The sequence below is a fragment of the Streptococcus sp. genome, from assembly GCF_032481935.1.
Classification (GTDB): Bacteria; Bacillota; Bacilli; order Lactobacillales; family Streptococcaceae; genus Streptococcus.
Genome location: NZ_JAWERU010000018.1, coordinates 1 through 12,036 on the forward strand (window position 1 = coordinate 1; position 12,036 = coordinate 12,036).

General features: G+C 36.1%; 14 protein-coding genes, 1 tRNA gene and 1 riboswitch. Of the genes, 11 read left to right on the top strand and 4 right to left on the bottom strand.

Annotated elements, in window-relative coordinates:
* Positions 1-139: 139 nt before the first annotated feature.
* From E7C97_RS05000 to E7C97_RS05010, 3 genes are all read right to left on the bottom strand, one after another.
* Positions 140-211 (bottom strand) — tRNA-Arg (locus E7C97_RS05000).
* Between the two features lie 107 nt (positions 212-318).
* Positions 319-699, bottom strand: a complete 381-nt coding sequence (gene mscL / locus E7C97_RS05005; protein ID WP_316108344.1) for a large conductance mechanosensitive channel protein MscL — start codon at positions 697-699, stop codon at positions 319-321.
* 69 nt (positions 700-768) lie between these two features.
* Positions 769-1,203, bottom strand: a complete 435-nt coding sequence (locus E7C97_RS05010; RefSeq protein ID WP_316108345.1) for a GtrA family protein — start codon at positions 1,201-1,203, stop codon at positions 769-771.
* 28 nt (positions 1,204-1,231) lie between these two features.
* Positions 1,232-1,329, top strand: a riboswitch (PreQ1 riboswitch).
* Here E7C97_RS05010 and E7C97_RS05015 point away from each other — a divergent pair.
* The 10 genes from E7C97_RS05015 (at position 1,330) to E7C97_RS05060 (ending at position 10,481) form a co-directional block, all read left to right on the top strand.
* Positions 1,330-1,839, top strand: a complete 510-nt coding sequence (locus tag E7C97_RS05015; protein WP_045763277.1) for a QueT transporter family protein — start codon at positions 1,330-1,332, stop codon at positions 1,837-1,839. It begins immediately after the preceding riboswitch.
* Between the two features lie 117 nt (positions 1,840-1,956).
* A complete protein-coding gene (locus tag E7C97_RS05020; protein WP_316108346.1) occupies positions 1,957-2,373 on the top strand; it encodes a hypothetical protein in 417 nt (138 codons plus the stop codon).
* 66 nt (positions 2,374-2,439) lie between these two features.
* A complete protein-coding gene (locus E7C97_RS05025; protein ID WP_316108347.1) occupies positions 2,440-3,087 on the top strand; it encodes a hypothetical protein in 648 nt (215 codons plus the stop codon).
* Between the two features lie 71 nt (positions 3,088-3,158).
* Positions 3,159-3,956: a formate/nitrite transporter family protein gene (locus E7C97_RS05030; RefSeq protein WP_316108348.1), complete on the top strand. Its 798-nt coding sequence runs from the start codon at positions 3,159-3,161 to the stop codon at positions 3,954-3,956.
* A gap of 380 nt (positions 3,957-4,336) precedes the next feature.
* Positions 4,337-5,134 carry a formate/nitrite transporter family protein gene (locus tag E7C97_RS05035; protein ID WP_316108349.1) on the top strand — a complete coding sequence of 266 codons (798 nt, stop codon included), beginning with the start codon at positions 4,337-4,339 and terminating at the stop codon, positions 5,132-5,134.
* Between the two features lie 80 nt (positions 5,135-5,214).
* Positions 5,215-6,489 (top strand): DUF2130 domain-containing protein, encoded by a 1,275-nt coding sequence (locus tag E7C97_RS05040; RefSeq protein WP_316108350.1) that lies wholly within the window; start codon positions 5,215-5,217, stop codon positions 6,487-6,489.
* Between the two features lie 10 nt (positions 6,490-6,499).
* Positions 6,500-7,378, top strand: a complete 879-nt coding sequence (gene truB, locus E7C97_RS05045) for a tRNA pseudouridine(55) synthase TruB (protein ID WP_316108351.1) — start codon at positions 6,500-6,502, stop codon at positions 7,376-7,378.
* 178 nt (positions 7,379-7,556) lie between these two features.
* On the top strand, positions 7,557-8,048 hold the full coding sequence (gene rocS, locus E7C97_RS05050) for a chromosome segregation protein RocS (RefSeq protein ID WP_000021254.1): 492 nt from the start codon (positions 7,557-7,559) through the stop codon (positions 8,046-8,048).
* Between the two features lie 70 nt (positions 8,049-8,118).
* Complete coding sequence (locus E7C97_RS05055; RefSeq protein WP_316108352.1) at positions 8,119-8,709, top strand: 3'-5' exonuclease; 591 nt, start codon at positions 8,119-8,121, stop codon at positions 8,707-8,709.
* Between the two features lie 8 nt (positions 8,710-8,717).
* Positions 8,718-10,481, top strand: a complete 1,764-nt coding sequence (locus E7C97_RS05060; protein WP_316108353.1) for a glycerophosphodiester phosphodiesterase — start codon at positions 8,718-8,720, stop codon at positions 10,479-10,481.
* Positions 10,482-10,678: 197 nt separating this feature from the next.
* On the opposite strand, the gene E7C97_RS05065 is transcribed toward E7C97_RS05060, so the two are convergent.
* Positions 10,679-10,978 (bottom strand): YbaB/EbfC family nucleoid-associated protein, encoded by a 300-nt coding sequence (locus tag E7C97_RS05065; protein ID WP_000981533.1) that lies wholly within the window; start codon positions 10,976-10,978, stop codon positions 10,679-10,681.
* 182 nt (positions 10,979-11,160) lie between these two features.
* On the opposite strand from E7C97_RS05065, the gene efeO reads away from it, so the two are divergent.
* Positions 11,161-12,033: an iron uptake system protein EfeO gene (gene efeO, locus E7C97_RS05070; RefSeq protein WP_000732971.1), complete on the top strand. Its 873-nt coding sequence runs from the start codon at positions 11,161-11,163 to the stop codon at positions 12,031-12,033.
* The last annotated feature ends 3 nt before the right edge of the window (positions 12,034-12,036 follow it).

Consider the following 12,036-nt stretch of genomic DNA (forward strand, 5'->3'; position numbering starts at 1 on the left):
AGTCGCTTTTCATTATAGATCTTATGGGACTTTTTTTCTACACAAAATAGGCTCCATAATATCTATAGGGGATTTACCCACTACAAATATTATAGAGCCGAAAAAAGCAACGGCATCGTTGCTTTTTTGTTTACATCTATCCACCCTGAGGGAATCGAACCCCCATCTCAAGAACCGGAATCTTACGTGATATCCATTACACTAAGGGTGGAAACTTTAATTATTATATCAAAAAAGAGAGCTGAACTCAAGTTTTTTCTAAACTCAGCAAAAGGAGAAGTAAAAAAGGATTCAGTATGAACCGAATCCTCTAGACGATCATTTTTTCTCAAGAAGAGCTTTGATTTCTTGAAGAACTTCTAACTCAGTTGGACCAGAAGGTGCCTCTTCAGCGACTTCTTCTTTTTTACGAAGATTTTGAGCTTTTTCCATTGCTTTAATCACAAAGAATAGAACAGTACCAACAACTAGGAAGTTGATAATAGCACTCAAGAATTTACCATATGTAACACCATTCCAGGCAAGCTCAGCGATGTTTTGTACTTTCGCAGCTTCCAAGGCTGGGTTCAATAGGAGTGGAGTGATGATATCATTAACAAATGAAGTAACGATAGCACCAAAAGCAGAAGCGATGATCACACCGACAGCAAGGTCTACAACGTTACCGCGGAGCAAAAATTCTTTAAGATCTTTTAACATTTTCTTTTTCCTTTCATAATTTACATCCTAAATTATAACTTAAGCATCTGTTGAATGCAAGTAATATGCTCAGTGTTTTCTAAAAACAAAAACTTTACTGAAGATGTAATTGAGAACTATGATAGTTATTTGTGCAAAAATAGTCTCAATTGTATTGATAGTATTGAGATTATCACCTACAAATTGACCGATAATATGAGGGTAACTAGTCACAAAAATAAAGGTCAGAAGTAAGTCTAATAGGAAAGTTATGAATCTTGCAGTCGTAAATTTTATCAGACGCTTGAACCAATGTTTTCGTTTCTGTTTAAAAACAATGGTATCATTTGTGAAAAAAGCAAAGAGAATTCCAGCTATATTTCCCAGAGCAGTCGCCCATAATTCTTGTTGGAAAAAGTAAAAAATAGTGATACGAACAATGATAGAAACAAGAGTGGTTGCAACCCCGAAAAATAAGTAGGAGAGGATTTCATTATCGAAAAATGTTTTTATGTATCTTTTCATAAAAACAGTATAGCATAAAGGACATAAATGTGCTATACTTGAAAGGTTGACTTGTTCAACCCTTGGTGCTTAGCTTCTTTCACCAAGCATATTATACGCGGGTTAATCGCTAAAGGAGAATAATAGATGAAAAAACTTACTGTCCGTGATTTGGCAGATATTGCCATTGTCGCAGCAATTTATGTGGTTTTGACAATCACACCACCCCTTAATGCTATCAGTTACGGTGCTTATCAGTTCCGTATTTCTGAAATGATGAATTTCCTTGCCTTTTACAATCCTAAGTACATTATCGGTGTTACTCTTGGATGTATGATTGCAAATTTCTTCAGTTTTGGAATCATCGATGTCGCAGTTGGTGGAGGCTCTACGCTTGTCTTCCTAAGTTTAGGCGTATGGTTGTTTAGCAAATATAAAAAAGACTATCTTTTTAATGGATTGATTCGAAAAGATCATTTCTTCTTTTCAATTCTTTTTTCGATTTCAATGATCACCATTGCTGCTGAATTGAACATCGTAGCAGAAGCACCTTTCTTCTTAACTTGGTTTACAACTGCTATCGGAGAATTCGCTTCACTCATTGTTGGTGCTATTCTTATCGGAAAAATCGGTAAACGTCTTGATTTGACTAGATAAAGATATCACATGAAATATTATTGAAAATGGCTGAACTTTGTTCAGTTTTTTTCTTTATCCATGAACCTAGAAGCTCAACAAAAGTGGTATAATAAAGAAAAAAGGGATTATTTTAATATGTATGGTTATCGTATTTCAGTTTTTGAAGTCCTTTGGAAAAATCAGGTCATTAGATTTTTGTTAATTTTTTTAGCACTATTTTATTTCTATCTTTTTTTCCAAAGAGTTAAGACATCTTTAAAAAGTGGTGGGAGTATGTTGGATCCTTTTCATATTGCAAAGGGAAGATTATACATTCACACGATTATTCTTTTTAGAAAAAGGATTGTTCCTCTAGCTGAAATTAGACAGATTGATATTGATTACGTTCGAGGGAGAAGAATGAATGGGGACAGGTATCATCTGTATTTTACAAGGAAAGATGGAAAATCTTTTACTTTTCATTTTGGGAAAAGCAAAAGAAACGAGGAGTTAGTGAAAAATCTTGCCAATGTGGCCAAGAAGTGCCATATTAAAATCTATTATTATTATTAAGAGTCGATTGCTAAAATTGGATTGTTGTCACTTGTGACAGTTGTCAAAGCTAGGAGAGTAGCTAATATGAATCAACTACAAGTAATAAGAGAAAATAAACAACTAAGAATTTTATTGATGCAAGAATGCGATATTCTCTTTTATGACCAGTTGAAAGAGGTTGAATTTTCTCAGAACAATGAAGTTTATTCTCTTTCGCCCATAGCCTTTGCTAAAGACGGCAGTGGGGGAGAATATGTAATTCTTGAGGATCAGAGTATAGGTTTTATAGGGAGTGAAGGCCAAGTTGGCCGGGTAGCAGAAAGCCTTGATGAATTGCTTACTTTCTTACTTCATGCTGGTTCTATCTCAGACTTTTCTTGTCGGTTAGTCTACCAAAACAAGGATTTGTTGTCAAAATTCTGTCAGGGATTTATTAACAAAGCACGAGAAAACTACCAGTCAAAAGGTGAATTGTGGGATAAAGTGAGAGCTGGACTTGCACAAGAGTTGGGACTTAAATTTCAGCCAGAGAAATTGCAAGAGTTAGCCTTCAATTTTTATCAATCAGCGATAAGAACTCCACTATTTACTTGTAAATATGGTCATGGTGAGAATGAATATGTCTGCGATTCTGTTTTGTCAGATATTGTCGGCTTATGTGTTTCAGAGCTGGTAGGGTTAACTGCAGAAGAAATTGAAGCTTTTGCTAGCACTAAAAACAATCAAATGTAGAGGACAAAAATTGATTTCCACTTAAAATATTTTATGTTATAATATTAACAATGATATTTTAAGGAGTTTATATGAGTTCGTCAGAATTTATTTCAAAGATTGATTATTATTGCCATAAGAAAGAGAGTTTATTTGACCAAAGTAAGTTTAAATATGCCATTCGCTCGATGTTTGCAGGTGCTTTCTTAACCTTTAGTACAGCCGCTGGGGCCATAGGTGCTGATCTACTCAATAGCATCGTTCCAAGTGCTGGATATTTCCTATTTCCCTTTGTATTTGCTTGGGGACTTGCCTATATCGTTTTCTTGAATGCCGAGTTGGTTACCTCAAATATGATGTACTTGACAGCTGGAACATTTTTGAAGAAGATTGATTGGAAAAAAGCTTTTATCATTTTACTTTATTGTGCCTTTTTCAACTTAGTTGGCGCTCTGTTAGCAGGTTGGTGCTTTGCTAATTCATCGGCTTTTTCACACCTGACACACGACAGTTATCTTCCAAAGATTGTAGCCAAGAAGTTGGCACGACCTAGTGAGTTGGTCTTGTTGGAAGGGATTTTGGCAAATATGTTCGTAAATATTGCCATTCTGTCTTCAATTTTGATTAAGGATAGCAATGCCAAACTCTGGATTATCTTGTCAGCTATTTCTATGTTTGTTTTCTTATCTAACGAGCATATTGCAGCCAATTTTTCGTCTTTTAGTATTATTAAATTTAGTATTGTAGCTGATCAGATTGCAAACTTTGATATTCCAAATATCCTCCGTCATTGGAGTGTTACCTTCATTGCTAACTTGATAGGTGGAGGATTCCTGATAGGTTTACCATACGCTTATCTTAATAAAAATGAAGAGACTTATGTTGATTAGCACTTAGCTCTTACTAAATAAAATGAAAATCAATAATAGAGGAGGTCGGGACTAAAAATCCAGACCTCGATTTTTTTGTCCAAAGAACCTTTTGATAAAAACGTTATTTTCACTGTCTATAAATTCAAACAAATTATTAGTGCATGTGCTTTAGCTGAAAACTAAAGAGACTCTTTTGTAAATTCAATATAGAACAAAATAAAAACATATATTAAATATATAGAGTAGAGAATTTGAAAATAAAGAGTTGAAAACATTAAATATGCTGATACAAAGCCAATGGAAACGATTGTAAAAATATTATAAATAGAAGAAGAAAGCCTTCCCATAATTTCGATTTTATGTTATAATATTCACAAATAAAAGTTTTAGGAGTTTATATGGTTTCTTCAGAATTTATCTCAAAAATTGAGTTTGCTTGTAAAAAGAAAGAAAGTCTTTATTCAAATAGTAAATTCAAGTATGCTATCCGTTCAATGTTTGCAGGTGCATTCCTCACCTTCAGTACAGCAGCTGGTGCTGTTGGAGCAGACTTGATTAATAAGATTGCTCCTGGTAGCGGACGCTTCCTTTTCCCCTTTGTTTTCGCTTGGGGATTGGCTTACATTGTCTTTTTGAATGCTGAATTAGTAACATCTAACATGATGTTCTTGACAGCTGGTAGCTTTTTGAAAAAAATTAGCTGGAGAAAAACAGCTGAAATTCTTTTATATTGTACTTTCTTTAACTTGGTCGGTGCTCTTATAGCAGGTTGGGGATTTGCCCATTCAGCAGCTTATGCTAATCTAACACACGATAGCTTTATTTCTGGAGTCGTGGAGATGAAGTTGGGCCGTTCAAATGAACTAGTTTTACTTGAAGCAATTTTGGCTAATGTCTTTGTAAACATCGCGATTCTTTCATTTGTTTTAGTCAAAGATGGTGGAGCTAAACTTTGGTTGGTTCTTTCAGCCATTTACATGTTTGTATTCTTAACAAATGAACACATCGCCGCAAACTTTGCATCATTTGCCATCGTGAAATTCAGTGTTGCCGCTGATTCAATCGCAAACTTCGGAATTGGAAATATTCTTCGTCACTGGGGTGTAACCTTTATTGGTAACTTTATTGGTGGTGGTCTACTGATGGGATTACCTTACGCCTTCTTAAATAAAAACGAAGATACATACGTAGATTAAAAGTTGGATTCATTCCAACTTTTTCTTTTTGTTTATCCATGCTATAATGAATGTAGAATAGATAAATATAGAGGAATAACATGAACGAGATTAAATGTCCCAATTGTGGCGAAGTATTTACAGTCAATGAAAGCCAATATGCAGAATTGATTTCTCAAGTTCGAACTGTAGAGTTTGATAAGGAATTGCATGAGCGAATCAAGCAAGAATTGACATTAGTAGAACAAAAAGCCTTAAATGAACAACAGGCAAAACTGGCTCAAAAGGATCAAGAAATTGCCCAGCTTCAAAGTCAAATTAACAACTTTGGTACAGAAAAAGAATTGGCTAAGAAAGAGGTAGAGCAAAGTGCTAGTCAAAGCTTGCTAGAGAAAGAAAAAGAAGTCCAAGCTCTCGAAAATCAATTGGCTACCTTGCGCTTGGAGCATGAAAATCAACTACAAAAAACTCTTTCTGATCTTGAAAAAGAACGCGATCAGGTCAAAAATCAGCTCCTCTTACAAGAAAAAGAAAACGAACTTTCTCTTGCTTCTGTTAAACAAAACTACGAAGCCCAGCTCAAGGCAGCTAGCGAGCAGGTTGAATTTTACAAGAATTTCAAGGCGCAACAATCAACCAAGGCAATCGGTGAAAGTTTGGAACACTATGCGGAGAGTGAATTCAACAAGGTTCGAAGCTTTGCCTTTCCAAATGCCTACTTTGAAAAAGACAACAAGGTTTCAGCACGTGGTTCTAAGGGCGATTTTATCTTCCGTGATTTTGATGAAAATGGACTAGAATTCATTTCCATCATGTTTGAGATGAAAAATGAAGCTGATGGGACAGAGAAGAAACATAAGAATGCGGATTTTTATAAGGAATTGGACAAGGATCGTCGTGAGAAGAACTGTGAGTATGCTGTTTTGGTAAGTATGCTTGAGGCTGATAACGACTACTTCAATACAGGGATTGTCGATGTCAGCCACGAGTATGAAAAGATGTATGTCATTCGTCCTCAATTCTTTATTCAATTGATTGGACTTTTGCGAAATGCTGCCCTTAACTCTCTTAAATACAAGCAAGAACTAGCACTAATCCGTGAGCAAAATATAGACATCACTCACTTTGAGGAAGATTTGGATGCCTTTAAAGTAGCTTTCGCTAAAAACTATAATTCTGCTTCGACCAACTTCGGCAAGGCTATTGACGAAATCGACAAGGCTATCAAACGGATGGAAGAAGTTAAGAAATTCCTGACAACTTCTGAAAATCAACTTCGTCTAGCTAACAATAAGCTGGAAGACGTTTCAGTAAAAAAACTAACTCGAAAAAATCCAACCATGAAAGCGAAGTTCGAAGCATTGAAGGGGGAGTAGAAAGCAACACATGAACGGAATTATCAATTTAAAAAAAGAAGCAGGCATGACCTCGCATGATGCAGTATTTAAACTACGTAAGATTTTAGGAACTAAGAAAATCGGTCACGGTGGGACGCTAGATCCTGATGTGGTGGGCGTTTTGCCGATTGCCGTTGGTAAGGCGACTCGCATGGTCGAGTTTATGCAGGACGAAGGCAAGATTTACGAGGGTGAAATTACTCTGGGCTATTCTACGACTACCGAGGATTCTAGTGGTGAGGTAGTTTCAGAGACACCAGTTTTGTCACCTTTGAATGAGAACCTTGTCGATGAAGCAATTGCTAGTCTGACAGGTCCTATCACTCAGATTCCACCTATGTACTCTGCTGTCAAGGTCAATGGTCGCAAACTTTATGAGTATGCGCGTGCTGGTCAGGAAGTGGAGCGTCCAGAACGTCAGGTGACTATTTATAGCTTTGAGCGGACAAGTCCGATTTCTTATGAGAGCGAACTTGCACGATTTACTTTTCGTGTAAAATGCAGTAAGGGAACCTATATTCGTACCTTGTCGGTTGACTTAGGAGAAAAACTTGGCTATGCTGCTCATATGTCTTATTTAACACGAACAAGTGCAGCTGGGTTACAGTTAGATGATGCTTTGACCTTGAGTGAAATTGAGGAAAAGGTACAAGCTGGTGAATTAGACTTTCTTCATCCCTTAGAGATTGGGACAGGTGACTTGGTCAAGGTATATTTGACTCCAGACCAGGCAGTAGAAGTGCGTTTTGGTCGCTTTATTGAATTGGAACAAACCGAGAAGGAATTGGCTGGTTTTGAAGGTGAAAAATTACTAGCCATTTTAGAGAAACGTGACCAACTCTATAAGCCTAGAAAGGTTTTCAATTGATTAGGGCTGGTGGTAAAATCGCAAACTGATTTTTAGTTTTAAAAAATGCTAAAAGACAGTTCAGTTTAGACCCGAAAAAGTTATGAAAAAGGGTTGAAAACACGGTGATATTTGACAGTTTTGCTTGCTTATGATAATATTTAAATAAAGAAAAGCTAGAAAACTTTCAGAGGATATTATGAGTATTGAGATGACTGTTAGTGAGATTGCTGAGGTCTTGGGCTTGTCCCGCCAAGCAATCAATAACCGTGTCAAGGAATTACCTGAAGAAGATACGACTAAAAATGATAAAGGAGTCACTGTGGTAACTCGCAGTGGCTTGATTAAGCTTGAAGAAATCTACAAAAAAACCATTTTTGAAGATGAACCTGTTAGTGATGATGTGAAGCAACGTGAGTTAATGGAGATTCTTGTTGATGAAAAGAATGCTGAAATCATCCGTCTTTATGAACAATTAAAGGCCAAAGACAAACAGTTGGCTGAAAAAGATGAACAGATGCGTGTCAAAGACCGTCAAATTGCAGAAAAAGATAAGCAATTGGATCAACAACAACAGTTAACCCTACAAGCCATGAAGGATCAAGAAAACCTTCAGTTGGAGTTGGATCAGGCTAAGCAAGAAGTACAAGCAACGAAGAAAGGCTTCTTTGCTCGCTTATTTGGAGGATAAGAAAAAACTGCTTGGTTTCTAGGTATAACCAAGTAGTTTCTTTTTACAAATACAGTAAGGAATGGATAAGATGGAAAAATTAAGAGATTACATTTCATTTGATTTGGAATTTAATGAACACCAAGACAAAACTCACTTGATTCAGGTATCTGCAGTCCGTTTTAAGAATGGTGAAGAAATTGGAGCTTTTGATTCTTATGTCCATACGGATGTGCCTTTGAAAAGTTTTATCAATGGTTTAACGGGTATCACGTCTGAAACCTTGAAAGATGCACCGATGGTGGAGGAAGTTCTTAAGAATTTTCAAGACTTTGTGGGTGAGTTACCCCTTGTTGGTTATAATGCAGCCAAAAGTGATTTACCGATTTTGTTGGAGCATGGTTTAGATTATAGTCGTCAATATCTAGTCGATCTCTATGATGAAGCTTTTGAACGACGGAGTTCGGATCTTCATGGCATTGCAAATCTCAAGTTACAGACTGTTGCTGAATTTCTAGGATTCAAGGGTCAATCTCATAATAGTTTAGAGGATGCGCGAATGACTGCGCGTGTTTATGAAGCTTTTCTAGAATCTGATGAAAGCAGAGTTTTACTGGACTCCAAGAGTAGTCTAAACTCTAATCCTTTCGGTGGTTTAGATTTATCACAGCTGTTTGATTAGGAGGTTTTATGAAACCTGAAAAACCTAAAAAATTGGGTTTTAAAAAGATTTACTTGAATCTGGATAAAATCCTCTTTCTATTCTTTCTAATCTTCATGCTGGTAGACTATATTTGGTTGCCATTGAACTCATTGATAGCAGGCTTTTTACTCAGTCAGACGGGCTATTTGTTTATTTCCTATAACAATGTTTTTGAAATTTTAAAACATGCGCCTTTAGTCAGCTTTGGTTTTTTAATCTTAATAGCAATTAACCTTTTAGTAGCCTATTTTCAACTAAGTCTCCTCTTTATTGGAGCTCGACACCTTCTCTATCATGAGAAACGAACCTTGATTGAATATAGTCGCAAGGTATTTCGTGAAAGTATAGCCTTCATGAAACGTCTGACTGTTTCCAAGGCCTTGTTTATCTTCGTTTATATTGCTATGATTTTTCCGTTTATCAGGAAGATTTTTAAAATTTATTATTTTAATAAAATAGTGATACCTGAGTTTATTCAGACCTACATGGAAGACAAATACTGGATGTGGTGGATTGGTATTATCATCTTGTCAATCCTCTTCCTATGCGTTTCTGTTAAGTTGGTTTTTGTTCTACCAAAAATCTTTTTTGAAAAGATGACGGTTAAGGAAGCAGTGGTTTACAGTTTAGAAAAAACCAGAAATCATTTTTGGTTTTACGCTTGGCATCTCTTTCTCATTGTTGTCAAAACGAATCTTTTCTTTTACTTACCTTTAATTCCTCTATTGTTGATTCAGTCTTTAGCAGATGGTCTCACACACCGAGAATCATTGATTCTAGCTATTTCAAACTATATTTTGATTAAAAATATCCACTATATGTCTTTAACCTACTTCTTGGTTAAGTTTACCTCCTTTTTAACTGGTGAGGAGTTGGATATTATGCCAAGACGGAAAAAGGACCATATTATGAGATGGGGTGTAATGGGGTGCGCAAGTATTTTCTTTGCGATTGAAGGCTATATTTATCTCGAAGCACCCGTAGTCAATCCTCCACTTGTCATCTCTCATAGAGGAGTTTCTAATGGGAATGGTGTCCAAAATACAGTTGAATCCTTAGAAAAAACAGCTCAGTTAAAACCAGATTTAGTCGAGATGGATGTGCAGGAAACCAAGGATGGTCAGTTTGTCATGATGCATGATGCTAATCTAAAAAGTTTAGCGGGATTAAATGTAACACCACAAGACCTAACTTTAGATGAATTGAAGCAATTAGATATTTATGAAAATGGTTATCAGACTAAAATATCTAGCTTTGATGATTATATAAATCGTGCCAATGACCTTCATCAGAAATTGCTGATCGAAATAAAAACAAGTCGAAAAGATAGTGCTCAGATGATGGATCATTTTCTAGATCAATATGGAGCAAAAATTAAAGTCTATGGGCATCAGATGCAATCTTTGGATTACCGTGTCATTGAAAAAGTTACCCAGTATGATAAGGAAATTCCAGCCTATTTCATTCTGCCCTATAATTCCGTTTTTCCAAGAACAAATGCTACAGGTTATACCATGGAATACTCTACCTTAGATGAATATTTTGTAACCAAGCTTTGGAATACAAAACAAAAACTCTATGTATGGACAATCAATGGTTCGGAATCTTTTGATAAGTCCCTACGTTTAGGAGTTGATGGTATGATAACAGATGATTTGGAAAGAATTAAAGAAGAGCTTGAGACCGCTCAGGAAGATCCTGAATATGCGGACTTGCTTCTCAAGAAAGCAACAGAAATATTTACTTTCTAGGTAAAACAAAAGAGGCTGGGACAAAAGTCCTAGCCTCTCAATTGTCTTTGGATTGTCGAGCAAGACGCAGTGGTTGAGTGGGCTCTACTACGCTGATTTTATCAGCTTTTACAGCCCTACTCAACTGTGCGGAGGTGGGACGACGAAATCGAATTCTAACGAATTACCGATTTCTGTCCCACTCTCTTTTCATGCTATTAGAATGGTAATTTACCAGCAAAAGCCCCTAGTTTCTTTTTAGTTGCTTCATCAATTTGTTCAAGAGCAGCATTGACTGCTTGAACAGTCATATCTGATAGAGTTTCAATATCTTCTGGGTCAACAACTGCTGGATTGAAATCAATTTTTGTAACTTTCTTGTCCCCTGTTAGTGTAGCAGTTACAAGGTTTTGGGCAGAAGTTCCAACGAATTCTGTAGCAGCAAGTTCAGCCTGACTTTGCTCCATTTGTTTTTGAAGTTTTTGAGCTTGACGCATCATGTTTTGCATATTCATCATGGTGGTAAATAGCTTCCTTTTCTTTTATTTTCCCTATTATTTTAACAATTTTAACTAGAAAAGTCTATTCTAATTTTAAAGGAGTTAACATTAAATTTTCTGACAATTTATTAAATAATTAGAAAAACTATGATATAATTTATTAAAAAAATGGAATTCCCATGATTTAATAGGAGCGTTATATGAAAAAACTTGGTTTTATCCTTTTATCTTCGGCATTGTTGTTATCTGCTTGTGCAGTTCGTTTTGAACAATCGTCAACTACAAGTAATTCCTCTCAGGTTACAAAATTGTCAGAAGACAATCAAAAACTTTTGGATAAGGCGACTAGTGACTACAAAACCTTTGTAGAAGAACAGATTGATAAACTATTGACGGATACAGAAGGTTTTGTTCAACTTTTGAAGGATGGTAAGTTAGAAGAAGCTAAAAAGGCATACCCTTTAATCCGTATGTCCTATGAACGTTCAGAGCCGATTGCAGAGAGCTTCGGAGAATCTGATGTGAAGATTGATTTTCGATTAGCAGACTACTTAGATGAAAACAAGACCGAAGAAGGTTGGTCTGGTTTCCACCGTATCGAGCGCATTCTTTGGGAAGAAAACACAACCAAAGGAACTGAGTCTTATGGTGACCAACTGGTAAATGATATCAAGGAATTGAAGGCTAAGATTGCGACTGTAGATGTTGATTACAAGATTATGCTAACTGGGGCTGTCGATCTTCTAAATGAAGTAGCGACAAGTAAGATTACTGGAGAAGAGGAGATTTACTCTCATACTGATTTGTATGATTTTCGTGCCAATATCCAAGGTGCTGAGAAGATTTTCCAACTCTTTAAACCTTTGCTTGAAAAATCAGATGCAGCCTTGGTGAAAGAGCTAGAGGAAGATTTCAAATCTGTCAATAGTTTGTTAGACAAACACATGACAGACAAGGAACATTATAAGCTCTATACAGACTTAACGAAAGAAGACACTAAAGAATTGTCTGAAGCAGTGACAAAACTTGGTGAACCATTATCACAAATGGGTAAATTTCTTGGTGGAGAATAAGTA